Annotated in this window: 20 protein-coding genes and 2 pseudogenes; 9 read left to right on the forward strand and 13 right to left on the reverse strand. The window is 47.8% G+C overall.

Translation table 11 applies throughout. The annotated features are described in order from the left end of the window. Positions 1-385: 385 nt before the first annotated feature. From ACO6UY_RS02790 to ACO6UY_RS02805, 4 genes and pseudogenes are all read left to right on the forward strand, one after another. Positions 386-871: a MaoC family dehydratase gene (locus ACO6UY_RS02790; protein WP_422446479.1), complete on the forward strand. Its 486-nt coding sequence runs from the start codon at positions 386-388 to the stop codon at positions 869-871. A 116-nt stretch (positions 872-987) separates the two neighbouring features. Further along, entirely contained in the window at positions 988-2,166 is a 1,179-nt protein-coding gene (locus ACO6UY_RS02795; protein ID WP_422446481.1) for a pyridoxal-phosphate-dependent aminotransferase family protein, read from the forward strand. A 240-nt stretch (positions 2,167-2,406) separates the two neighbouring features. Next, positions 2,407-2,517, forward strand: a pseudogene (locus ACO6UY_RS02800) (aldehyde dehydrogenase family protein); the annotation flags it as partial. Between the two features lie 194 nt (positions 2,518-2,711). Next, on the forward strand, positions 2,712-4,463 hold the full coding sequence (locus tag ACO6UY_RS02805) for a mechanosensitive ion channel family protein (RefSeq protein WP_422489001.1): 1,752 nt from the start codon (positions 2,712-2,714) through the stop codon (positions 4,461-4,463). Positions 4,464-4,751: 288 nt separating this feature from the next. Here ACO6UY_RS02805 and ACO6UY_RS02810 read toward each other — a convergent pair whose 3' ends face one another. The 3 genes from ACO6UY_RS02810 to ACO6UY_RS02820 all read right to left on the reverse strand — a co-directional run bounded on the left by ACO6UY_RS02810 (position 4,752) and on the right by ACO6UY_RS02820 (position 7,894). Beyond that, positions 4,752-5,492 carry a UPF0149 family protein gene (locus tag ACO6UY_RS02810; RefSeq protein WP_422489003.1) on the reverse strand — a complete coding sequence of 247 codons (741 nt, stop codon included), beginning with the start codon at positions 5,490-5,492 and terminating at the stop codon, positions 4,752-4,754. Positions 5,493-5,609: 117 nt separating this feature from the next. After that, on the reverse strand, positions 5,610-6,602 hold the full coding sequence (locus ACO6UY_RS02815) for a C2H2-type zinc finger protein (protein ID WP_422446487.1): 993 nt from the start codon (positions 6,600-6,602) through the stop codon (positions 5,610-5,612). Positions 6,603-6,889: 287 nt separating this feature from the next. Next, entirely contained in the window at positions 6,890-7,894 is a 1,005-nt protein-coding gene (locus ACO6UY_RS02820; protein WP_422489004.1) for a C2H2-type zinc finger protein, read from the reverse strand. Between the two features lie 435 nt (positions 7,895-8,329). Between ACO6UY_RS02820 and nrdD the strand changes: the two genes are divergently transcribed. Together nrdD and nrdG are read left to right on the forward strand one after the other, a co-directional pair. Next, positions 8,330-10,462 (forward strand): anaerobic ribonucleoside-triphosphate reductase, encoded by a 2,133-nt coding sequence (nrdD, locus tag ACO6UY_RS02825; RefSeq protein WP_422446491.1) that lies wholly within the window; start codon positions 8,330-8,332, stop codon positions 10,460-10,462. 67 nt (positions 10,463-10,529) lie between these two features. After that, positions 10,530-11,015, forward strand: a complete 486-nt coding sequence (gene nrdG, locus ACO6UY_RS02830; protein WP_422467387.1) for an anaerobic ribonucleoside-triphosphate reductase-activating protein — start codon at positions 10,530-10,532, stop codon at positions 11,013-11,015. Positions 11,016-12,417: 1,402 nt separating this feature from the next. Here the strand turns inward: nrdG and ACO6UY_RS02835 are convergent. From ACO6UY_RS02835 to nrdR, 3 genes are read right to left on the reverse strand one after another with little or no spacing between them, the layout of a single operon-like run. Continuing rightward, the gene (locus ACO6UY_RS02835; RefSeq protein ID WP_422459578.1) at positions 12,418-13,041 is read right to left on the reverse strand and encodes a LysE family translocator; all 624 of its coding nucleotides are present in this window, start codon (positions 13,039-13,041) and stop codon (positions 12,418-12,420) included. Between the two features lie 39 nt (positions 13,042-13,080). Then, entirely contained in the window at positions 13,081-13,764 is a 684-nt protein-coding gene (locus ACO6UY_RS02840) for a zinc metallopeptidase (protein WP_422446495.1), read from the reverse strand. After that, positions 13,765-14,226, reverse strand: coding sequence for a transcriptional regulator NrdR (gene nrdR / locus ACO6UY_RS02845; RefSeq protein WP_101746570.1), 462 nt, complete (start codon positions 14,224-14,226; stop codon positions 13,765-13,767). 216 nt (positions 14,227-14,442) lie between these two features. Between nrdR and ACO6UY_RS02850 the strand changes: the two genes are divergently transcribed. Beyond that, positions 14,443-14,649: a hypothetical protein gene (locus ACO6UY_RS02850; protein WP_422489005.1), complete on the forward strand. Its 207-nt coding sequence runs from the start codon at positions 14,443-14,445 to the stop codon at positions 14,647-14,649. Here ACO6UY_RS02850 and glyA read toward each other — a convergent pair. Continuing rightward, the gene (gene glyA, locus ACO6UY_RS02855) at positions 14,640-15,905 is read right to left on the reverse strand and encodes a serine hydroxymethyltransferase (RefSeq protein ID WP_422446497.1); all 1,266 of its coding nucleotides are present in this window, start codon (positions 15,903-15,905) and stop codon (positions 14,640-14,642) included. The genes ACO6UY_RS02850 and glyA overlap by 10 nt on opposite strands. A 522-nt stretch (positions 15,906-16,427) precedes the next feature. Between glyA and ACO6UY_RS02860 the strand changes: the two genes are divergently transcribed. Continuing rightward, positions 16,428-17,414: an SET domain-containing protein gene (locus tag ACO6UY_RS02860; RefSeq protein WP_422489007.1), complete on the forward strand. Its 987-nt coding sequence runs from the start codon at positions 16,428-16,430 to the stop codon at positions 17,412-17,414. Between the two features lie 38 nt (positions 17,415-17,452). Here the strand turns inward: ACO6UY_RS02860 and ACO6UY_RS02865 are convergent, their stop codons facing one another. From ACO6UY_RS02865 to ACO6UY_RS02875, 3 genes and pseudogenes are all read right to left on the reverse strand, one after another. Further along, on the reverse strand, positions 17,453-18,856 hold the full coding sequence (locus ACO6UY_RS02865) for an SET domain-containing protein (RefSeq protein WP_422489009.1): 1,404 nt from the start codon (positions 18,854-18,856) through the stop codon (positions 17,453-17,455). A gap of 261 nt (positions 18,857-19,117) precedes the next feature. Further along, the gene (locus ACO6UY_RS02870) at positions 19,118-20,131 is read right to left on the reverse strand and encodes a hypothetical protein (protein WP_422459489.1); all 1,014 of its coding nucleotides are present in this window, start codon (positions 20,129-20,131) and stop codon (positions 19,118-19,120) included. Between the two features lie 212 nt (positions 20,132-20,343). Then, a pseudogene (locus ACO6UY_RS02875) lies at positions 20,344-20,456 on the reverse strand (IS200/IS605 family transposase); the annotation flags it as partial. A gap of 116 nt (positions 20,457-20,572) precedes the next feature. Between ACO6UY_RS02875 and ettA the strand changes: the two are divergent. Next, entirely contained in the window at positions 20,573-22,240 is a 1,668-nt protein-coding gene (gene ettA, locus ACO6UY_RS02880; protein WP_422447903.1) for an energy-dependent translational throttle protein EttA, read from the forward strand. A gap of 512 nt (positions 22,241-22,752) precedes the next feature. Here the strand turns inward: ettA and ACO6UY_RS02885 are convergent. The 3 genes from ACO6UY_RS02885 to ACO6UY_RS02895 form a co-directional block, all read right to left on the reverse strand. Beyond that, positions 22,753-23,910 carry an RING finger domain-containing protein gene (locus ACO6UY_RS02885; RefSeq protein WP_422446505.1) on the reverse strand — a complete coding sequence of 386 codons (1,158 nt, stop codon included), beginning with the start codon at positions 23,908-23,910 and terminating at the stop codon, positions 22,753-22,755. 211 nt (positions 23,911-24,121) lie between these two features. Then, entirely contained in the window at positions 24,122-25,300 is a 1,179-nt protein-coding gene (locus ACO6UY_RS02890; RefSeq protein WP_422446507.1) for an RING finger domain-containing protein, read from the reverse strand. Positions 25,301-25,475: 175 nt separating this feature from the next. Next, positions 25,476-25,658: a hypothetical protein gene (locus tag ACO6UY_RS02895; protein ID WP_422446509.1), complete on the reverse strand. Its 183-nt coding sequence runs from the start codon at positions 25,656-25,658 to the stop codon at positions 25,476-25,478. Positions 25,659-25,688 lie beyond the last annotated feature (30 nt).

The raw sequence follows: 25,688 nt of genomic DNA on the forward strand, positions 1-25,688 counted from the left end.
CATAAGTCGCCGATTTCTGAACTATGGACAAATCTTCAGGTATCGGCGGACCAGCGCAGAACCAGTTTATTTCCAATCTGATGGGGTGAGTGACAAACAATTACCGCTATTACAGAAGCAAATTGAGAAAACAGTAATCCGGGCCCTGCAGTCAAATCACACTCGATTCAGAAACCTGCCATCAGGTAATAAAGCGTTGAAGATCGACTCTATTGCCATTTCAGACAGGATCCCCTGGTTTATCAAAAAGAAGCTGCACGGAATGACCACAAAAGCAACATCTGTCCACAAAAGGTGCGATAATCATTGCCAATGAAAATATACGCTCAGACCGTTCTGACAAAACAGTTACCCATACTTTAACAAAGCAATAGAGCCTGTACTTATGCGCAAGCTGGAAAACATCCCATTTGAAGCATTAACCATTGGCACCAGGGCCAGCCTGACACGCACACTGACCGACGAAGACCTTCTGCTGTTTGCCAAAGTATCCGGCGATACTAACCCCGTTCATCTGGACGAGGCATTTGCCGCAACCACCCAGTTCGAAGGTCGTATTGCCCACGGCATGTGGACCGCCTCTCTGATTTCCTGTGCCCTGGCGACAAAACTGCCGGGCCCCGGTGGTATCTATCTGGGCCAGGAGCTAAAATTCCTGCGCCCGGTAAAAGTCGGTGATACGGTAACGGTTGAGCTGGAAATTCTGGAAATCAATGAACAACGAAAGCGTGCAACCGTCTCGACCAATGTGATCAACCAGAATGGTAAAACCGTTGTGAAAGGCAAAGCGGAAATCATGCCGTCCTCTGGAAAGGTCGTTGTTGATGAATATCCGCTGCCCGAAGTAGTATTATTGAAGCGAGCCGAATAGCAACATCGACTGAAAGCCCTGCCTGACAAGCCTTCTGCTGTCAGGCTTCCCCAGAATAATAGACTGGCACGCTCTACCCGACAGCAGTGCCCATAAATGGAGAATAACAGGCAGTTATGACTATCGCCCCTTTTCACCCCCCGAAACGTACCCTGATGGGCCCCGGCCCCTCAGATGTTCACCCCAGAATTACCGAAGCCCTGGCGCGACCCACCATTGGGCATCTTGACCCTGAGTTCATCCGGATGATGGATGAATTGAAGTCACTGATTCAATATGCCTTCAAGACCAGCAACCGGCTGACACTGCCCATTTCCGCACCCGGTTCGGCAGGAATGGAAGCCTGTTTTGCCAACCTGGTCGAAGAAGGCGACAAGGTCATTGTATGCATAAACGGTGTCTTTGGCGGCCGGATGAAAGAAAACGTCATACGCATGGGCGGTACCGCGATTACCGTCGATTCCGACTGGGGGCGTGCAGTGGACCCGAAAGCCGTGGAAGAAACACTGAACGCCCACCCCGATGCCAAAGTTCTGGCTTTTGTTCATGCCGAGACCTCTACCGGTGCACGTTCGGATGCAAAAACACTGTGTCAGCTGGCCAGAAAGCATAACTGCCTGACCATTGTCGACACCGTAACTTCGCTGGCCGGCTCAGAGCTGGAAGTCGATGGATGGGGAGTCGATGCCGTTTATTCCGGTTCCCAGAAGTGCCTGTCCTGTGTTCCCGGCTTGTCACCGGTCAGCTTCAGCGAAGCCGCTGTGGAGAAAATCCAGGCCAGAAAAACACCGGTACGCAGCTGGTTTCTCGATATGAACCTGGTTATGGGCTATTGGGGGGGTGATGGCAAAAGAGCCTATCATCATACGGCACCCGTCAACCAATTATACGCCTTGCACGAAGCGCTCTACCTGTTGCAGGAAGAGGGGCTGGACAACAGCTGGCAGCGGCACCAGCGGCATCATCAGGCACTGGTTGCCGGACTGGCCGCCATGGGACTGGAAATGCTGGTTCCTGAAGAGGAGCGACTGGCCCAGCTGAATGCCGTGGTTATACCGGAGGGTGTCGATGACCTTGCGGTTCGACAGCAACTATTGGCGGAATATAACCTGGAGATTGGTGCAGGTCTCGGCGCATTTGCCGGCAAAGTGTGGCGGATCGGCCTGATGGGGTATGCCGCTAATCAAACCAATGTATTGCACTGTCTCTCAGCGTTGGAATCTGCGCTGCTGAGACAGGGCCACAGGTTCACACCCGGCGAAGCGGTAAAAGCCGCCATCTCTGTTTATCAATAGAAAGAAAGGCTCAAATGGCAAACCCTTTGAGCCTGCCATTAAGACGTATTGGCTATATTCCCAAAGGAGCTGGAGTTGCTGCGCGGCCGCAAGAGCGCCCGGCAACGCCAGATCCTCTGGGTAGGGAAGAACACGCTTAATCATAAAATAAGACAGGTAATCCCATGCCCAATAGAATCCCCCTGTTTATCGATGGCGAATTCATCACCAGTGAAAGCTCACAGTTTATTCCTGTCACCGCTGGACGGCAGTGACTGCACGGCTGCCGGACTTCCGGAAGGCAACTGGGTCGGGCCAACACTGTTTACTGATGTTACTACGGAGATGGCCATCTACCGGGAAGAGATCTTCTGAAATAACCTTTCAAAGGCTGGCTTTTGCCAGCCTTTGCTCTCCTCCAGAACCAGCATTTTGCCCAAAATGCTACATCAGCATATCTCTTTAAACAAAGCAGAGGTAAAATTCTGGCCCACAAATTTTCCCGTAGCGCCAACAATCAACACCTAAACTGGAACAGCGTCTGATGTTCCTTTCGGAGACTTCCGATGTTCAGAAACCTTGTCTGGATATTAGTGTTTTTTTCCTTCAACACCTTTGCCGACATCACCGCTCCCCAGCCACCGTTACCAACGGAGCTGATTGATGCTCATGCTGCGGTAATAACGGATATTAAAGCCACCGGCAAGCGCGTGCATCAGATGGAAGCCAGCTGGGAGGCAACCACATCAGAAATGAGCCGCGACCTGATTCAGCAACAGATCGTCTCCGATATTCGCACGACCACGCAACGGGTAAATAACTTCCTGGACCAGGTTAAAGCCGTTAATACAACAGCCGCCGTGCAACTGGGCGAGGAGGTGGTGAACGCGGAAAACCGTTTTTTTGAAGCCCGACTGACCCCCGCCTCATCCGACCTGCGTAAAATGTTTGAACAATACGAACAGGCTGAAACGGACGAGCAATTACTGGTGCTGTTCCATATCAATGACTTTTACGCCTATATCAACTGGCTACAGAGCGAAAGACTGGATAACCTGAATTTACTGAAAAGCTGGCAGGTTGATACCACCGCATTACAGCAGAAACTTGACCATGAGATCACCCGCTATGCCGAGTTTATGGCTACCTACCTGCGCAGCAATAACCGTCAGAAAGAACTGTTACAGACCGAGCTGAAATCCCTTCCTGCGGATTCCCGAAGCTCTCTGGAAAGTAAAATTGCCACCCAGGATCGCCTGGTGCGCAGCGCGGTCACCAACCTGAGGCAGATCGTGATGATGATGGAAGAACAGGGACTGCCGGTGGATCATTACAATGAACTGATCTTCAAGGCAACCGGCAATCTGGCCGAAGCCGTGGTTAACATTGATACGCTGCGCACGGTAATTGTTGGGCTATGGGACGACCTGACGCACTGGTTCAAAGCCAATCTGGGTGGCATCCTCTCCCGCCTGTTCCTGTTTGCCGCTCTGATGGCGGCAGCGATAGTGTTAGCGCGTCTGGTTCGGCGGGGCATATCCCGTGCCGTCACCCATAAAAAAGCCCGTTTCAGTACACTGGTTCAGGAATTTTTTATCAATGTTGGTGGTAACCTGGTGATCATCTTTGGCCTCCTGTTCGCCCTGGCACAGGTGGGTCTGGACCTGACACCGGTACTGACCGGTCTCGGTGTTGCCGGTATTGTCATCGGTTTTGCCCTGCAGGATACCCTGTCCAACTTCGCCTCCGGAATGATGATCCTGATCTACCGCCCTTTTGATGTGGGTGACTTTGTTGAGGCGGGCGGTGTTGCCGGTAAAGTCGGCAAGATGAGCCTGGTCAACACCACCATTCGCACCTTCGATAACCAGGTCTTTATGGTGCCTAATGCCAAGATCTGGGGAGAAACCATCAAAAACATCACCTCAGAACGGATCCGCCGGGTGGATATGGTCTTCGGGGTTGCCTACGGCGACAATGTTGAGCAGGTAGAAGGGATTCTCGAAGATATTGTCAGCAGCCATCCGAAAATCCTGAAAACGCCAGAGCATGTTATTCGTCTGCATGTCCTCAATGAGTCATCCTTGGATTTTGTCGTTCGTCCCTGGGTAAAAACAGACGACTACTGGGATGTATACTGGGATATTACCCGTGAAGTAAAAGTCCGGTTTGATCGGGAAGGCATCACCATTCCATTCCCGCAACGGGAACTGCACTTTTATAAAGCACCAGCCGAACTGCCGGGCGAGCGGGTAACCGTACAACGATCAGATATCGGGCTGCGTACGGTGGGCGAAGGGGAAGACGGGCGTACTTAAAAGACTTTTTTTGCACCACAAAGGCACAAAGGACACAAAGGAGAGCAACAGAAGGTAAGGAATTGCCCTTAAATAATTTCGACATTTTGAACTCGATCTCCGTTCATCCTGAGCTTGTCGAAGGGTGATTGGCACAATACATGAGGCCGGAGTTCACGCCCTTCGACAGGCTCAGGACGAACGTAGTTTTGAAGCTCAGAAATGTGCAAATTATTCCGGGCCAATTCCTTACCATCAAAATGCCGTTACTTTGTGTCCTGATGTCTTTGTGGTTAACAGTTCTTTCTTTTAAGCCTTTTCACAGCACTTCTTGTGCTTTTTGCCGCTGCCACATGGACACGGGTCATTGCGGCCAACTTTGGTCACCTTGACCGGAGCGGGCTTTTCCAGCGCCTTTTGCCAGATCTCGCGAATATCGTGACACATCACCGCCATCTCCCGGGCCACCGCTGGCATTGCCTGCAGCATCTTATTCACATCCGGGCCATCTTTCTTTTTGGCTTTTTCCAGCAGGCTGTCTGCACGACTCCAGACGTTCAGCAGCACCATGCAACTGGACCAGGACTCTTCCATAGGCTGAACCCCGGGATGCTTCAGCACCTGGATCCAGACATCCATCAGCAATTGACAGCCCTGCCCATAACCTGTCGCCCATTCCTGCAGGCGGGAAAATTCTGAACAATACACATCTTCAGCCCGGCACTCTTCCGGCAGTACCTCAAAACCACCCGTGATGGTCTTTCTGGTTTTATCCAGCAGGTTAAACAGGATATGGCGGATATCATCTTCCTGCTGTGGGGATTCAAACGGCGGTGTGTTAGTCGCCAGTGCCAGGGTCATCCAACGATCCGGCGGAACATTAACCGGTGAGTTGGCAATGGCAAACATCAGGCCTTTGATGGCTGGCAGCGTCATAACCTGACCGCTTTTCCCGCCAGGGCGTGATGCCAGATAGGCAGATAATACGGTTTCCTGCTGCTGATCAAACTTGCAATTGGCCAGGGATGCTTTTCCAGAACTAGCGCTCAACTCAATCTCCTCTCTCCATTTCAGGACAGATACAAAAAAAGGCGCAAATCATCGCATCATCAACAGAGTCCATCAATATCCCTGCCACAAAGATGACGTAAATTTTATAATTGTTTTTCATAAACGGCCGTTTGCCTGTTTAGAGGACAACGACCTGTATTTCCTGGTGGTTGATGACAGTTCAGCCAGTTTCTGCAAATGGCGTTTGGTTTTCTGGTGCTTTATTAGATAACTCTTTAGTTTAAAGCTCTTTTCGCACAACTCACACTTAAAGGTACCATCCTCACCGGCATGCATGAGACTATGTTTTCTCAGGCTATTGGCGAGTCTGAAGCGCTTTTTGCAAACCTTGCACGTATAGGGCCTCTCGCCGGTATGGATGCGGGTATGTTGTGTCAGGCCAGTGGCCATACTGAAGCTCATGTCACACACCTCGCACTTATAGGGCCTTTCGCCGGTATGGATGCGGGTATGTTTTTTCAGGTCACTTCTTTGGGTAAAGCGCTTGTCACAATGATCGCACTTATAGGGTTTCACGCCATTATGGCGGCGGGTATGTATTTTCAGGTTACTGGAATGAGTGAAGCTCCTTTTGCATAACTGACACTTATAGGGCTTTACGCCCTTGTGTATACGCATGTGATTTGTCAGATTCACCTTTCGATTAAAGCGCTTCTCACATTGACGGCACTGAAAAGACTTCGTGACAGTGTGCAAGACCTTTGTTGAATTTTCTATCTGAGCACCCGGTTCATTCATTTTTATTTCTGTGAAAATATCACCATTTCCGGATTTATCACAATTTTCGAGGTGCGAAGATGGTGGACGTTTATTTACCTCACTATCTGCGGACGTATGGTAAAGATCATCAGGCTTAGGAAATAGCGGAGGGGTCTTCTTAATTTTTGGCCAAATGGGTGAATCAAAAACACCGTATCGTTCGATCACTTTAGCAATATAGCCAGAATCAACCGACTCAATCACTTTAACTTTTTTATCACAGAAGATCCCATTTTTTACTCCAATTTCTTTTGCATCACATATTGTTGTTTCAGTGAGCCAGTTAAAATCCTCAGGGGAAAAAAAAAGGTAATGAGAAAATGGGTCCATTTTTGTACTTTATTACCTAATTGTTTTCGATAGATCTGCCATTTGACCAATTTTCCAAGAAAAAATTCCTTCATTCCAAATTTTTTAACATTTGTCACAACCAGGCATAAGGACTTGCCAGGAACCTGTTTGCTCTTTACAGGGCGGCCAAGTAAAACAATTACATTTACCCTCTGAGATAACCGACAGTTCTCCATAATTTTTGACCGATCTAACGGGGCTCCCGGACAGGCAAAGCAGGTTTTACCGTTTGCCTGTCCAGAGGACAGCGACTGGGAGCCTGTCGGTCAGGTTGATGACAGTTCAGCCAGTGTCTGCAAGTGGCGTTTAGATTTCTGGTGCTTTGTTAGATCATTTTTTATTGCATAGCTTATTTCGCACACCTCACACTTAAAGGGCTTCTCACTGGAGTGGAGGCGGCGGTTGTGGTCAATCAGGCCACTTTTCTGGATATAGCTTTTATCGCACAACTGACACTTATAGGGTCTCACGCCGTCATGGATACGGGTATGCAATTTCAGGCCACGGGCTTCACTGAAACTCTCTTTGCACACCCCACACTTAAAGGGCCTCGCGCTGGAATGGGTGCTGGCATGTCTTTTCAGGCCAGCGCTTTGGGCAAAGCCCTTGTCGCATAGCTCACACTTATAGGGTTTCTCGCCAGTATGGGCGCGGGTATGTATTTTCAGGCTAAAGGCATACCCGAAGCTCTTTTCGCATACATTACACTTAAAGGGCTTTTCGCCAGTGTGTACACGACTATGTTCTTCCAGATCCCACTTTCGTTTATAGCGCTTGTCACATTGATTACACTGAAAATACTTCTTGACAGTGTGCAAGACCTTTGTTGAATTTTCTATCTGAGCATCCGGTTCATTCAGTTTTGTTTCTATGGAAATATCAATATTGCCAGATTTATTACAATTTTCGTGGTTCGAAAATAGTGGGCGTTTATTTCCTTCGCTATTAGCAGACGTAGAGACAATATCATCAAACTTAGGAAACATTGGAGAAGTCTTCTCCATTACTGAGCGAATGGGCGAATCAAAAACATCTTTTCGTTTGATCATTTCAGTAACATAGCCAGAACCAGCCGATTCAGTTGCTTTAACTTTTTTATTATAAAAAAGCCCATTTGTTATTCCGATCTCTTTGGTATCACATGTTGTTGTTTCAGTGGGCCAACCAAAAGTATCAGGGGAAAAAAAAAGGTAATCAGAAAATGGATTCATTTTTTTGTACTTTATTACTAAATTGTTTTCATTGTATTCAGTATTTGACCACTTTCCCAAGACAAAATTCCCTCATTCCAAATTTTTTTAACATTTTATTCAATACCGATTCTGAACCGGGAAAGCGTTGCCGAATGGCGATGAAGTGCGCTTTCCATGCTGCAACTGTTTTGCACAGTCGCAGTCATTTTCCCATTGATATGAAAATATCTCGGCATATACCTACAAAATGCTATTTCCAGCAGGCTCATCGTGTTTAACCACACAGTACGTGAGACTTTCCCTGTCAGTAACTCCTGACTTCCGAATGAAAACCGCGCTTTCCCATGCAGATTTACGTTTTGTCAATATTGCAGAATCAAACAGTTTAGTAGATCATAGCCCCCGCAAAACACCACATCATATAGTGCCAACCAGGCACGCATACCACTACCTGTAGATATTCCTCCCGAAAAGGCGCAATATCTCATTACTCTATTTGTCCGGAGACCCACCATGACTGAGATCATCAAACGCGATGGTTCACGCCAGCCTTTTGATGCACCACGCATCGTAAAAGCCGTTGCCAGCGCCCTCAATGATGCTCAGATCAAAGACCATGACTTTGCTGAGTACGTTGCGAAAAAAGTAGCCAGCACCGTGGAAGGTCTGGAACTGGTGGATATCTATGATATTCAGGATCAGGTAGAGCACCTGATGATGAGCAGCGAATACCATAACGCTGCCCGCAAATACATTGAATATCGTCAGATCCGGGATATTGAACGTGAGTCTCGTAATGCCCTGAGCCGGGACATTCTGAGCATTATCAACCAGGATAATGAAGAGCTGCTCAACGAAAACGCCAACAAAGACAGTAAAATCATCCCCACCCAACGGGACCTTCTGGCCGGTGTGGTCGCCAGGCACTACGCCAAACAGCATATTCTGCCAAAGCATATTACTGCGGCCCATGACCGTGGCGAAATCCATTACCACGACCTGGACTACGCGCCCTTCTTCCCAATGTTCAACTGCATGTTGATCGATATTGAAGGAATGATGACCAACGGTTTCCGCATGGGTAATGCGGAAATTGAAACGCCCAAATCAATCACTACCGCAGCGGCCATCACAGCCCAGATCATTGCCCAGGTTTCCAGCCATATCTATGGCGGCACCAGTATCAATGAGATTGACCGTATTCACGCACCTTACGTACGCAAAACCTTTGAAAAGCACCTGCAGCAAGGTATGCGCTGGATCCATGATGAAGGGAAAGCCCGTGAATACGCCATGGAAATGACCGAAAAGGATTGCTATGACGCCTACCAGGCACTGGAGTATGAGGTAAATACCCTGCACACCGCCAATGGTCAGACGCCGTTTGTCACCTTTGGCTTTGGTCTGGGTACCAGTTGGGAAGAGCGCCTGGTGCAGCAGTCCATTCTGAAAAACCGGATTCGCGGTCTGGGCAGAAACTGCAAGACACCGGTCTTTCCAAAACTGGTCTTTGCCATCAGAAAAGGGGTGAACTTCAGCCCTGAAGATCCGAACTACGACATCAAGCAGCTGGCACTGGAGTGTGCCAGCAAACGGATGTACCCGGACATTCTCAACTATGACAAGCTGGTTGAAGTGACCGGAAGCTTTAAAACACCCATGGGCTGTCGTTCATTCCTGGGGGTTTATGAAGAAGACGGCAAGATGATTCACGATGGCCGTAATAACCTGGGGGTCGTCTCACTCAACCTGCCCCGCATAGCAATTGAAAGTAAATGCAGTGAAGAGACCTTCTACCAGCTGCTGGAACAGCGTCTGCAGCTGGCGAAAGAAGCCCTGATGACCCGGATCCAGCGTCTGGACAGTGTCCGTGCACGGGTAGCGCCGATTCTTTATGTGGAAGGTGCCTGTGGTGTTCGCCTGAAGCCCGATGACAAGATCAGCGATATTTTCAAAAATGGCCGCGCCTCCATCTCCCTTGGCTATATCGGTATCCATGAGACGATCAATGCCCTTTATGGTGGCAAAAATGGTTCTGGTGATCTGTACGACAGTGAAGAGCTGCGCCAGAAAGCCGTTGCCATTGTGGAAACCATGCGTGCCGCGGTGAATAAGTGGAAACAGGAAACCGGCTACGGTTTCAGCCTCTACTCAACCCCGAGTGAAAGCCTGTGTGACCGTTTCTGCCGTCTGGACAAAAAGAAATTTGGTGTTATTCAAGGCGTGACTGAAAAAGGCTACTACACCAACTCTTTCCATCTGGATGTGGAAAAGAAGGTCAACCCATACGACAAGGTCGACTTTGAACAGGTATACCCCAAACACGCCAGCGGTGGCTTCATCTGTTACGGTGAGTACCCGAACATGGTCAACAACCTGAAGGCTCTGGAAAACGTTTGGGACTACACCTACGACAAGGTCCCATACTACGGCACCAATACACCCAATGACTCCTGCTACAGCTGTGATTATGAAGGTGAGTTCAACGCCACCAGCCGTGGTTTTGAGTGCCCGCAGTGCAAAAACCGTGACTCCGACAAGATGTCCGTTACCCGTCGTGTTTGTGGCTACCTGGGTCAACCGAACAGCCGCCCGTTTATTAAAGGTAAGCAGGAAGAAGTGGTTCGTCGGGTGAAGCACCTCTGATACGGCTGCCTGTTCCCACGCTCTGCGTGGGAACAGGCACCACAGGTACCATGGAAAAGCAAAGAGCATGAACTATCTCCAGTACTATCCAATCGATGTGGTCAATGGTGAAGGCACCCGCTGCACCCTGTTTGTCAGTGGCTGTGAACACCGCTGCCAAGGCTGCCATAACGCCACCACCTGGGATGCCCGCAAGGGAACCCCTTTTGACCAGGCCATGGAAGACCGGATTATTGCCGACCTTGGGGATTCCCGCATCAAACGGGATGGGCTGTCGCTGTCCGGCGGAGACCCACTGTTTCCCGGCAATCTATCCGGCATACTGAAGCTGGTTCAGCGGGTAAAAGCCGAATATCCGCAGAAAAATATCTGGCTCTGGACTGGCTACACGCTGGAAGAGCTCAGCCAGGCTCAACAAAACGTTGTGCAATACATTGATGTGCTGATTGATGGACGTTTTGAGCTGGATAAGAGAGATCTGTCACTGCCCTGGCGGGGTAGCAGCAATCAGAGAATAATTGATATTAATAATACACTGAGACAGATTACTTAAAGAAAATGAAACTTTGGGATCAAAATTTAGTCTATTGAGAGTAAATCAAGAATTTAAATACCTAAATATGATTCCCAATTCCAATTTAAATATCGCTCCTGACAGTACTGCTTCTAGCAGAAATGCTTCTAGCAGTAATGCTTCTAACAATATTGGACGATCTAATGAAGACCCGAATACTGATGCCCTGGCTTCATGGCTGGATCGTACCTTACAGGCCGTTTTTGAGGCTGACCCCAACATACCCAGAACCATAACTTATGAAATGAGAGCAACTGATGGTGCCTACCTGCGCGGAACCCGCCATTTATTAAATCCTGTTGCTCCCATGCCAGAATCTACTGCTGCACAAAACCCGGAACCTGTTCCACAACAAGAAACGTCGGATGCAAGTAAGGCTCAACCACCCACCGATGCACAATGCTCTGTCTGCCTGAGTGATTTTCAAAGTGCACCAGAAGCAGCATTTATCCCCGGATGTGAAACAGCAACGTGGATTCACTCTGACTGCCTGGCACAGCACACTCAATATCGAATCGCAGACCCCATAACAAATGATGAAACAAATGGCGTTGGCATAGCCTGCCCAACGTGCGATTCGTCCAAACACCACTCCATACCCGTCGACAAGCTTGCTCCACAGATATCATCCCCGGAATGTTTGCAGATGCTGCAAGATTTCCACCTGCAATCACAACTCCGAATTTTTGCCCGGGATCCGTTTTCCCCATTGCTTGGCCCTGTAGTGACAAAAAATGCTACATGCCGAGACTGCAATGAACAGTATTTTGTCAATCTGAGAGAGCCTGAACAGGCTGTAATCAGCTGCTCTGGACAAATTTACAAACGCAATATTGGTTACGTACCCTGTACTCGCAAGTTTTGCGCAAACTGTGAAGAAAAGCCCCATTTCAATAAGAGTTGTGATGAAGCACATATCATAAATCAGGAACAGCGGCTTTCTGATTTGAATGCAAAACTGCAGGTCTACCAGATGGCCCAGGCGGATGACAGTAAATTCAGGCCATGCCCGAAATGTGATAACCTCATTGAGAGATCTTCAGGCTGTAATCACATTCGACGGTCAGGCCTCCATGCACGTCAGAATGCAGCCGCAGATGCCAGTTTTTGTGACCATGACATTTGCTTTGAGTGCCTTAAAGATTGGAATGAGGCAGAACGTATTCAAAAACGAGGCATATTCAAAGTAAAATGCCATGATTTTTACCATTGTAATGACGCCGGGAACCGTCAACATCTTTACGCCAGAAAAATTGCGGATTTAAACCAGGACATTCAAATTCTGAGAGGGAGGAGAGCTCCACAACCCCCCTTACACAGATTAAACAGATTTTTCTCTGGCAACAGATCCTCCGCTGGCAGTTGATTTATTCTGCCAGATTTAACCAACCGCCAGCCAGATACCCACCCCCATCATCAGAGAACCGGCAACCCGGTTCAACACCCGGACATTACCGCTTTTCTGCAGAAAATGTCGCAGCGTTCTGCCACCGGCTGCGTATATATTCAGGCAGATAAATTCAATAACCAGAATAATGGCCACCAGAATAATCAGCTGTGGAGTCAGCGGCTGATCTGCTGAAATAAAGGGTGGTAGCAATGAGATAAAGAATGCCCATCCTTTGGGATTCGCTACCGCAGTAAAAAACCCCTGAATCATAAGCTCTCTGGCACCCGTCTCTTTTGGTTGCAGCCCCTCATGAGGAATGGCCATTTTCCCCCTGGACAACCACATCTGCCCCCCGAGGTAAAACAGATACACCCCCCCCAGCCATTTAAACACCGTAAAAGCGGCTGGATAGTTCAGCATCACCGCAGCCACACCGACCACGGCAAGCACGGCAATAAGCCCAACGCCCAACAGTTCTCCCAACATCATCCACAGCGCCCGGCGAATACCCACGGTCATACCCAGCGTCATGGCCAGGGTCATGCACATGCCCGGGGTGGCAGACACAAATAAAAACGTAGGAACAAACAGAACCAGCAGGGATAAATTGACCATATTTAACTCAATTCCAAAGGCATCCATTTGCCCAACGGCTTATCGTCTTAAAATAGCTATCCATCGTCCGATATTCAGCAAGCTTGCCAGTGCCGCAGCAACATAGGTCATTGCCGCGGCTTTCAGGACCTTTCTCGCCCCCGGTAGATCGTCTCTGGCAAGATACCCTTCCTCCAGAATTGGCAGGGCCTTGTTAAAACTGGCATCCATCTCAATGGGCAGGTTCATCAATTGCACCCAGAGTGAGGCAATCATCCCGGAAGCGCCCAATAGCAAAGTGATCAGGGTACTCTGGGGAAGCCGGGTGAATAAGAAAATAAAAGGCGTCACCATCAGGGCCATAACGCTGAACCGCTCAATCATCATGGCCATTTTTACCCGCTTCTGACGGCGCATAAACCCGGGGTGCTGCTCCTGATGCTGCAAGGCATGGCTGACTTCATGGGCAGCAACGGCAACAGCAGCGATGGTTTTCCCCCGATAGTGCCATGAGGAGAGCGAAACTACCCGGTTTTCCGGATCATAATAATCCTCACCTTCCTGACCTTCACGAACGGATACGCCATCCAATTGGAATCGTTCAATCAGGTGCTGTGCCAGCTCGCCGCCGGTGCCCTGAAGATCCGGTCGGTCTCTGCCATATTTACGGAACGTATGCCTGACCCAGAACTGGGGACCAAAAACCAGGACCAGAATCGCCAGCAATATCAGAATCAGAGGCATTTAATCCCGATCCTCAGTCTCCAGCCGGTCGATCTCTTCCCGAAACTCATTCAGATCCTTGAAATGACGATAGACGGAAGCAAAACGGATATAGGCCACCTCATCCAGCTGCTTTAATTCGCGCATAACCTCTTCACCCAGAATCCGGGAACTGACTTCCCTCTCCCCCATGGCCCGCAGGCGATGAGTAATGCGGCTCACCGCTTCTTCCAGCTGCTCAACGCCTACCGGCCTTTTTTCCAGGGCACGGGACATGCCCGCCCGCAGCTTATCTTCATTAAAAGGTTCACGGGTACCATCCCGTTTCACCAGCCTCGGCATCAGCAGTTCTGCTGTTTCATAACTGGTGAAACGTTCAATGCAGGACAGGCATTCGCGACGCCTGCGCACCTGGCTGCCTTCTGCAACCAGACGCGAGTCGATCACTTTTGTTTCAGCAGCACCACAGAATGGACAATGCATTGAGCAAATTAATCCTTGAGTTTTTGAGGGGATCAGGGGACACCATTTGCTATAAGTAGTTAACCAAATGAAATCATATATTTCTGACTAAGTTGTCAGTCACTCTGCGGCGTTGCAACTCCGGTCACATAGCTACGGCTATGCTCCCTACGTTGCGCCTTGCATAGCAACTGCCCACTTAGCCAGAAATATACGATTCCATTTGGCCAACTACTTATGTCCCAAAGCAATGATAACCAGCTGCGGTTTTATTACAAGTTCCCGGTTTCTGCCCGTATATCAGAACCCGGTGGGGTTTCAGCGACTGAAACATTCAAGATAGAAAGCCGCTTTTACCTCAGGGAACTCTATAAAAAAGCCGCTGACCTTGCACACATTCAAGGCACAGCGGCTTTCTGTTACCACCCAGACAGTTACTTGTAAACCGGAAGACGCGAACAGATTTCCAGCACTTTGGCTTTCACTGCTGCTTCCACCTGTGCATCACCGGAACCATCGCCCAGGGCATCCAGGACATCACAGATCCAGCCAGCCAGGGCTGCTGAGTCTTCTTCATTAAAGCCGCGACGGGTAATAGCCGGAGTACCGATACGAAGACCACTGGTTACGAAAGGTGAACGAGGGTCATTAGGCACCGCGTTCTTGTTCACCGTGATATTGGCACGGCCAAGGGCTGCCTCGGCATCTTTACCGGTGTATTCCTTACCGATCAGATCCATCAAGAACAGGTGGTCATCGGTCCCACCGGAAACGATATTGATACCCCGCTCCATCATCACCCGGGTCATGGCCCGGGCATTCTCGACCACCTGGGCCTGATAAGTCTTGAATTCATCAGACATAGCTTCTTTGAAGCAGACAGCCTTGGCAGCAATCACATGGCACAGAGGACCGCCCTGGGATTCAGGAAAGACGGCAAAATTCAGTTTCTTGTTCAGCTCTTCATCTTCAGCGGCCAGAATCAAACCACCGCGCGGTCCACCCAGGGTTTTGTGAGTGGTGGTGGTGACCACATCAGCAATGCCCACTGGCGAAGGATAAACGCCCGCAGCCACCAGCCCGGCAACATGCGCCATGTCAACCAGGAAGTAAGCACCGACCTTATCGGCAATATCCCGAAAACGCTGCCAGTCAACAATCCTGGAGTAGGCAGAAAAGCCACCAATAATAAGTTTGGGTTTATGCTCCAGGGCAAGGCGTTCAACTTCTTCGTAATCCAACTCACCGGTATCAGGTGTAATGCCGTACTGCACTGCATTATAGATTCGGCCGGAGGAACTGACGCTGGCACCGTGGGTAAGGTGGCCACCATGGGCCAGACTCATGCCAAGAATCGTATCACCGGGCTTCAGCAGGGCCATGAATACCGCCGAGTTGGCCTGGGAACCCGAGTGCGGCTGAACGTTGGCGTAGCCTGCGCCAAACAGCGCCCTGGCACGATCAATGGCCAGCTGCTCAACCACATCAACGTGCTCACAGCCGCCGTAGTAACGTTTGCCGGGATAGCCTTCAGCGTATTTGTTGGTCAGCGCACTGCCCTGAGCTTCCATAACTCTTGGACTGGCATAGTTCTCGGAAGCGATCAGCTCGATATGTTCTTCCTGACGCAGGGTTTCTGCATCAATAGCCGCCTTAAGCTCCGGATCAAATTCAGCGATGGTCATGTCCTTTGTGAACATTCATTACCTCGGTTGCCTGTTAACAGCCCGCCGAGGAGACTGTCGGACTTAAGACTGTCCTACTGCGGTTGCGATAAAATGGTCTAAAAATTCCTGCTTCTTCGTCAAATAGCCCCGCTATTCTCCTCAGAAGCAGAAATTTTTATCCTCAATTTCTCGCAATCCTCGCTACGGACGCTTAAGTCCGACAGGCTCCAAGAGGCTGTGAAATGCCTGGATATTGGTGGTGAAACGCTATTCTAATACAGCCCGCAGGAAATCGGCAGTAAAAACCACTCAATGTCCATGATGAATACCCTGTTTAACGCCTCTTTTACGCAAAGACAGGCCCAAAGGATTTTTGGCTCAGGAATGGCTCAGACGCCGTGCATTCGGCCCGCTCCCGGAACTGTGTCTGAGCAACAACGTTACCACCCCTGGCAGATAATCCAGCGAAATAATAAAAAATGCTGACAAACATTTTGAACCAGCAGTTAACTTCTCTGTCGAATAGATCCAACTCTACAAAAAACACGCCACAACATGATACCAGCAATCTGTTCACCCAACAGGACTGAACCACCCGTTGAACCCCCTGCACTTCACCGTTTTGGCATTGATTCCGAAGCCAAAGAGCACTGCTTCAACCGGTCAGTTGCCAGAGAGCCTCCTCACGAAAATTTTATACGTGATGAGATTCTGGATGATTTACAAACCATCCGGAGCGTCAGAACAATTACTACTGTCAATGCGACAGAACTCACGTTATTTCAAAATAAAGAGACGATTACCAGAATACGAAAGCTGAGAGACATGACCAATCTCGCCTTACTTCGGTTACAAGACACAGAAAACACGCAGGTGACTGCATTTACTCCCCCGGAGTCACCTGTCTCGTTGCTTGCCCATGAAGTCGGGGCCGCCCACGGTTCTGACCACGGTAATCGCCGCAAACTCAGGGCACGGATCCAGGCCAGCACTCACGGTGTTGTCCACGGGACCGGCGTTGTGGCGAAAAAGCGGTTCAAAAAAGGTCAATTCATCTCTCTGTATCACGGCCCACTGATATTCCGAATAAGAAGCCGACAGTCGGGCCAGCAACAAAAATTCAATGTATTCAAACTGGAACAGGGTAAAAAAGGGCCTGTTCCCCGATTTATGGAGAAAGATACTTTTGCTGCCTGGTCTGGCATTTTTCTCAAGTATTCCGGAACGCCCGGCATTGAGATTGGCCGTGATGCTGTCGGCCCCATTCGATATCTGAACCACTCCAAAAATGCCAATGTAAAAATCATCACACCCCGGGTATTGAGTAGATTTCCAGTTAATCAATGCGATCAGATTCTGTTAAGGGTTACTGCCCTGAAAGACATTGCCCTCGGAGAAGAACTGCTATTCGATTACGATCCGGGCCTACCAGAGTCAGAGATTGACTTTACACTATCAACAGTAGAAAAACCCGGGCAAAAGAGTGCAATAGCCATTCATAATACTGTCAGGAAAGTTTATCAAAAAACGATAGCAGGCTAAATGCCTGCGATCGGCAACGGTTTATTAATAATTTCATGTTACTTAAAGGAAGCGAGATATTTTTTTAAGTCATCAATATTCATCCAGGTTTGCTTACCGTTAAACATTGAATCCATTAAAAATTGTTGTAGATCATTAATATTTTTCATTGTTAACTTATCCATATCTTTGCTTAGTTCAATTTTTAATGAAGACAAATAAGAAGCAATATCTTCCAAAATTGACGGATTATTAGATAAAATTATATTCAGTAGTTTTTTATTATTGGGATCCAGACCTGCTTTCAGTTGATTAAGGCTTACTGGATGATGTGTTTTATCACGAATACCCTGAATTTTATCCATGATATTGCCAATTTGAATATCAAGTGATTCTGGCAGATCAACTTCTTTTTCCTTTGTTTTTGCCGACCTTTTCCTCCCACCATTTAGACATTTTTCGTTCAGCTTTTTAACTCTCCGGATTATTTTTTCTCTTTGAATTTTGTTTGCCTTATTATCTACCGACGAGATACTGAAGTCTATTTCAGAGTCTTCCTGGTTTGTATCATAATCAAATACCAGCTCTTCTCCCTTCTTAATATCTCTCAGGGCTACAACCGTCAGCTTAAGAGTTTCCCGGTCCCCCCACGCTAACGAGTCCACATTTGTACAGCTGATCACTACATTGGGTTGCTTGGAGTGATTCAGGAATCGGATATCATGTTCACAGTCACGGCCAAGCTCAATGACAGGTACGCCAGATTGGGCAATAGTAACGTTCGACCATGCAACATAAGTGTCGTTTTCCAGGATATTAACACCCGCAGTGTCATCATCGCCCGGGGCCTTGATGGTAAAGACAACATATTTGCCATTTTTCGGATTAATGGTTCTGAACACCAATGGTCCATCGTAAGGGCATATTATCTGTTCCGCTTTGAAGTTTTGGTTAGCAATGACGCCGGTACCATGTACAACACCTTCTGTTGACCTTATGCACGGGGGAGGGAGATCGGTGCCCGGGGATGTTGGCGTCATTGCCCTTTCTGAAACAGGAGAGTCCGGGGAATACACCACCTCTTGACCATTAACAACCGTGATCCCGGCCCCCTGATTTAAACGTTGAATTTGTTCGTCAACCGTTTTTCTGAGAGTTAACAATTGGTTTGTAATTCCTGAATAATCTTCCCAGGGAACTAATTCGATATTTCTGGCGCGTAAAAGAACCATTAAATAACCAAACACAGCTTCCATATCATTAAGGCAATTGTTGCAGCTGGGTGGCCGGGAATTAACGGAAGGCTGGGCGCTATTAACAATTGCTACATTCCTTTCAACCTGATCGAGTCGCATTTTTTTTGCCGGGGAAGGGGTACTTTCTGTTAAATCAGATTTTTCCTCTCTTGAGTAAGATGGACCCTTTGTCGGTGTTTGGCCAAACCCGATTCCAGATGGAAGCATTGATTTTATCCTTCATGGTTTTATTGGTATTCCACTTTTTCTGACCATAAAAACAGCTTTTAGTTCAAAAAATATCTCTATTATACTTTTTGATTTTTAGACCAATTTATCGCAACCGCACGACTGCATGGATGCAGGAGCCAGGGCAACGCAGGAGCAGTTGCCGCGTAGGACAGTCTTAAGTCCAACAGGCTCCTGGACGGGCGCTATTCTCAGACAGCCTCCCAGAGAATCAAAGGACAAGCGAGAGTGGGAGCACGTTTATGAAATATCCGGGCTATCTTTTGACACTAGATTTTGGCCTGAATTTTCTTTCATAAAGGACAAAAATTGTTGTTTATCCGGGAATGCGGACAAGATAAATACCATGCGTTGACATGATTTCCCACTGGATTTTATGTCACTAGCTGTGCCTATTGAAAAGACGTTTTCTGAAACAATGCAGCCGTTTTCTGGATAGGGATATTGTTTAACTGTTTCAGGAATATGTTCTGTTTCAGGAATATGTTCTGTTTCAGGAATATGTTCTGTTTCAGGAATATGTTTTGTTTCAGGAATATGTTTTACTGTAGAAAAAAGCTTCGAAAAAAACGTTTTTGATGCTTTATCGGCTTCTGGTGCTTTATCGGCTTCTGGTGCTTTTTCAGCAAAGAGCAGATCTCCACCGGAGTATGCACCGTCCTTCTGCTTGCATGGCGAAATGACTGATGACATGGTTAAAGGGGCCCAGCCAGTACTCCAGGGAATATTCACTATTTCAGGGTTGTCTGAATTGAGCGTGTATCTTACTATTCTGACACTCATAGGAACTGACTGACCGGACCAATTGCCTAGAGTTGCCATTTTTTCCAGGTTGGAGCAAACGAAATTAGCCATTGATTCAGTGGCATTATTTTTAGCTAGCCTCATTCTCACATCAACTTCATTGGCTAATTTACAAGATTTGTCAAATGTGACAATGGGTGCTCTTACTGTAAGTCCCAAATCAACCGTACTCCCGAACATATCCATATATTGGTAATGATCAGGGGAAAAGCCATTAAGTCGGGTTGGGTGGAAAACCTTTTCATTTGGGCCATGAATATCATTAACACTTTTTAAGTCTTTTATGCCCTGGTATACCTGACGCACTAAATTTTTCTCATAACAGTCTTCAAGGCTGATAACAAGTCGGCCCTCAAACTTGCCTTCCATTTGATCAGTGGCATTGTTCAAGACTTCGCGCAGTTTGAAATTATATTGTGAAGTAATGTCTGCTGTAGGTCCCATTAACATAAGGAAATCCTCATTCAAAAATTTAAAGTGGCCAACCTAAAGAGATTGGTATGATAGTAGAAACATATAAATATTTTGACATTGGCAGTTATGAAAAAGTTCCATGCTGACTTAAACGGCGTTTTCCACCATTTTCATGGGGTGGATCCAGAGGAATTTTTCAGAGCAGGGATAAAATGTCTGTAATCACAAAAGCATCACAAAAGTGCCTCCCAATACCGCTTCTTCAAATCCCGAATACTCTCAAACAGGCTGGTTAAAGATCTTCCTTTGATTCTTCATAAATTTTTCCAGGCACCATATTTGATGCTGCTGACACCAACAGATCTAGTTACACCATTGAGAATCTCAAACACCGGGAATGACTTTACAACTCCAACATTGTTTTACCATTCTTTGTTGTATTGTATTATTCAGTTCAATTTATCACGGATAAACATGATGTCTCAGTTCGTTTACACCATGAATCGGGTGAGCAAAATCGTTCCCCCGAAACGTCAGATCCTAAAAGATATTTCTCTCTCCTTTTTCCCGGGTGCCAAAATTGGTGTTCTGGGCCTGAACGGTGCGGGCAAGTCCACCCTGCTGCGGATTATGGCCGGTGTGGATAAAGAGTTTGATGGCGAAGCCCGCCCTCAGCCCAACCTGAACGTCGGCTATCTGCCCCAGGAGCCTGAGCTGGATCCGGCCAAAACCGTCCGCGAAGTGGTTGAAGAAGCACTGGGGGAAGTTAAGGCCGCTCAGCAGCGTCTGGATAAAGTTTATGCCGCCTACGCTGATTCGGATGCCGACTTTGATGCCCTGGCCACGGAACAGGCCCGTCTGGAAAACATTATTCAGGCCGCCGATGCCCACAACCTGGAGCGCAAGCTGGAAGTGGCAGCAGACGCCCTGCGTCTGCCTGAGTGGGATGCAAAAATTGAACACCTCTCTGGTGGTGAGCGTCGCCGCGTGGCTCTCTGCCGCCTGCTGCTCTCCAGCCCTGAAATGCTGCTGCTGGACGAACCCACCAACCATCTGGATGCGGAATCCGTTGCCTGGCTGGAACGCTTCCTGGTTGAATACCCAGGAACCGTTGTTGCCATCACCCACGACCGTTACTTCCTGGACAATGCCGCTGGCTGGATTCTGGAACTGGACCGTGGTGAAGGTATTCCTTACCAGGGCAACTACAGCGCCTGGCTGGAACAGAAAGAGCAACGTCTGGAACAGGAACAGAAGCAACAGGATGCCCGCCGCAAGGCCATGGAACACGAGCTTGAGTGGGTTCGTTCCAATGCCAAGGGCCGTCAGTCCAAATCCAAAGCCCGTCTGGCCCGCTTTGAAGAGATGCAGTCCCAGGACTTTCAGAACCGTAACGAAACCAATGAAATCTACATTCCACCCGGTCCACGCCTGGGTGACAAGGTGATTGAAGTCAACAACCTGAGCAAAGGGTTCGGTGACCGCCTGCTGATTGATGACCTGAGCTTCAGCATTCCCAAAGGGGCCATTGTCGGCATTATCGGCGGTAATGGTGCCGGTAAATCCACCCTGTTCAAAATGATCACCGGGCAGGAGCAGCCGGATTCCGGAACCGTTGAGCTGGGAGACACCATTAAAATCTCCAACGTCCAGCAGCTTCGTGATGAGCTGGATGACAGCAAAACCGTCTGGGAAGCCATTTCCGATGGCCAGGACATTCTGCGCATCAACAACTATGAAGTGCCATCCCGTGCTTATATTGGCCGCTTCAACTTCAAGGGTGGCGATCAGCAGAAGCGTGTCGGTGAACTCTCCGGTGGAGAGCGGGGCCGTCTCCAGCTGGCGGCCACATTAAAAGACGGTGGTAATGTGCTGCTACTGGACGAACCTTCCAACGACCTGGACGTTGAGACCCTGCGTGCCCTGGAAGAAGCCCTGCTGGCATTCCCCGGCTGTGCCATGGTGATCTCCCACGACCGCTGGTTCCTGGACCGTGTTGCCACTCATATTCTGGCCTACGAAGGCGACTCCAAAGTGACCTTCTTTGAAGGTAACTACACCGAGTATGAAGCTGACCGCCTCGACCGCCTGGGTGCAGAAGCCGCTGGTCCGCACCGTATTAAGTACAAACGGATTGATGCCTGACGATATCTGCTAATGATGCACCCGATCATCTAGCCCGGATATTTCATAAACTGCCCCGAATCTCGCGCAGGACTTTGTCGCTCTAAGGGATTTTGTGAGGGAGCGCCGTACCGGGGAGTATGGTCGACTGAACAAAACTCCCTTAGAGCGGCAAAGGACAAGCGAGAGTGGGAGCACGTTTATGAAATATCCGGGCTAGAGCAGCTAAGCGTTGATCTTAGGGTATACATTAAGCGCCTACTCCCCGCTTGGGTAAGTTAAAGATCGAACCACGAAGGTCACGAAGAGCACAAAGAAGAGATTTTCTTTTCCTTCGGCTCTTTGTGTTCTTCGTGGTTCCATCCGAAAACCATTGAAAATGGAGGGGTAACCCACTTTCACCACCAAAATAACGTAATCATTTGATTTTGAAGCATATATTCTATTCGAATATATGGTTGGCACGATATTTAATCGTTTAAAATCAAAATGTTACCAAGGGGTGGTGAAGGTCGGGGGTAAGCTTCTTCAGATCAGAATAAGAACCTATCGCTATCAAACTGCCCAGAGGGAATGTCTAACGTACTGTCACTAACAGGGCATTGAGAGCTGGAGTAACATTCTAAGTCTATAGTTTCACTCCGGCTGTTGGAGTAAACAGCGTCAACAGAATCAACCGGCCAGCTCTCGAAAGGCTTTTCAGAAGGGGTCGTGTCGAATAACTTCTTATATTCAAGATTCATTTTTTCCAGCCCCAGTTTCAATCTATCCCAGCTAAAAAATTTAGTAGATGGGTCGAATACGGTGCGAAGAGGGATGGATTTATTTAAGTTATTGATAAAAATAGCGTTCTGTTTCCATAAATCATAACGAACGATGTGGAGTTCTGTCTTTTGGTCAAAAATAGCTGGATACGTGTTTCTCAGGTTGAGAAATAATAAATCGGTTCGAATGTCTTCCAGAAGATTTTTGAAAGCAGCTTCTGGAGTTGTCGCATTGTTAATAGCAGCAGACGTATAGCCCAAATTACACATGGGCTCGTTGGGGTTAAACTTCACATAAATGATAATCATTGGTTGAGGGTGAAACTGGATGAATTCGTCTGTGTAGCAACATTTTTCATCATAAAATACATCAGCGATTGTGTACTGTTTTTGGGCAAATGACTCAAGGAGCCATGCAATAATTTGGGTATGGTTGTTCTTCAGAAAGTCTTTTGCCTCTTGATGTGGGAAAGTTACCAGGGGATAAGGGCAGAGAGCTTTCGTGCCGGAGCTGATCGAGGCATTGGTTCCTACGACGGTACAAAGGTTATTAGTGCATTCCAGTGGCAAACTCTCTCTTAATAATGTGCTGTTATCGTAGACTTTAATCGTTGAAGGACTGACAGCACCCTTACACTCAGGACAGGGCTGCTGATAATTTAATAGCCTATTAGTGCATTCTGAGTGGTACACATGGAAGCATGGTAACAAGGATAATGGTTTGATTTCAGTACTGGTTAAAGTTTGCAGGCAAAGAGCGCAATTACCTTGTAGAGCAGCTTCTACTCGCCGGGATGACTGTGTAGCTTGAAGCTGGTGCCCCTTAAAGTTTGCATTATTAGCTGGAGACGTTGATTCAGATGTATGGGCTGTAGGGTCAGGGATAACGTATTCAGGCTGTTTCCCAATGCTGCTGGTATCAATCAAGTTGTATCTCCACTTTTCCTGAAGTTAATTTCATCTTTTGACTATTTTCACAATGAAAAGTTCCTGACCGGACTTACAGTAGGTTTCGTTAAATGGTAACTGTCCTCTTAGCCAGAAATATACACTTCCATTTGGCCAACTACTTATCTGCTGCTAATGCACCTGAGTTAATTCGAGGTGATCAGGTATTACCCGGTTAAGCTTCTTCAGATCAGAATAAGAAACTATCGGTATCAAACTCCCCAGAGGGAATTTCCAACGCACTTTCACTGACAGGGCGTTGAGAGCCGGGCGTGCTCCATTCTGCGTCTGCGGTTCCCCTCAGGCTGTTGGAGTGAAAACCGACAACAGAATCAAATCCCCGGCTCTGAAAAGATCTCATCCGGGAAAAATCATTACACTCGAAAAATCTTTGAGAAGGAGTTGTTTCGAATAACTTCTTATATTCAAAACCCTGTTTTTCCAGCTCCAGTTTCAATCTATCCCAGCTAAAAGATTTAGTCGATGGATTGAATATGGTGCGAAGAGGGACGGAGTTATTTTTGTCATTGATAAAAATAGCGTTGTATGTCCATAAATCATAACGGTAGATGTATAGGTCTGTGTTGCAGTCAAAAATGGCTGGATGCGAGTTTCTCAGACTGAGAATTAATAAATCGGTTCGAATGTCTTCCACAAGATTTGCGAAAGCAGATTCTGCCGTTTTTGCTTTATTAATATCTGCAGACGAATAGTACAATTCTTTCATTGGCTCGTTAGGGTTGTGCTGCACAGAAAGCGTAATCGCTGGTTTCTGGTGAATGTGTTCGAATTCTGTTCCACAATATTTTTCGTAATAACGCACATTAGCCGTTGTGTAGTGTTTTTGAGCAAATGACTCAAGGAGCCATTCAATAATTTGGGGATGGTTGTTTTCCAGAAAGTTTTCAGCCTCCTGATATGGGAAAGTTGCAAGAGGATAAGGACAGAGAGCTTGCGTGCCGGAGCTGATTGAGGCATTGGCACCTACGACAAGACAAAGGTCTTCAGTGCATTCCAGTGGCAAATTCTCTCTCAATAATGTGCTGTTTTGGTAAATTTTAATTTTTGAAGGACTGGCAAGAGCCCTGCAGTCAGGACAGGACTGTTGACTTAATGCTGGAGCATAACATTCTGAGTGGTACACATGGAAACATGGCAACAAGGATAATGGCTTGATTTCAGTATTGATGAAAGTTTCCAGGCACAGAGCGCACTTACCTTGCAAAGCAGCTTCTACTCGCCGGGATGACTGTGTAGCTTGAAGCTGGTGCCCCTTAAAGTTTGCATTATCAGCTGAAGACGTTGATGTAGGGGCTGCAGATTCAGGGATAACGTATTTGGGCTGTGCCCCACTGCTGGTGTTAATCAAATTGTATCTCCACTTAACCTGAAGTGAATTTCATTTTTTCGACTAATTTCACAGTGAAAAGTTCATAACCGGGCTTACCGGTGAAACTGGATGGGCACGACAAGGTCTTTGCGAACTTCACCCGGACTGGCTGGGGAGCAGATACGATCGTCAATATTTAAACCTGAATTCTGATTCAGGAAAGCGAGTCCTCTACCCAATTCTCAATTCGCAGTCCGTCCACCCGTTTAACCCCCCGGGTATTATTGGTCACCAGTACCAGACCTTCACTTCGACAATGGCCGACAATATGCAGGTCATTAAGTAGTTGGCCAAATGGAATCGTATATTTCTGGCTAAGTGGGCAGTTGCTATGCAAGGCGCAACGTAGGGAGCATAGCCGTAGCTA

The organism is Endozoicomonas sp. ALE010, assembly GCF_049310165.1.
Lineage (GTDB): Bacteria > Pseudomonadota > Gammaproteobacteria > Pseudomonadales > Endozoicomonadaceae > Endozoicomonas.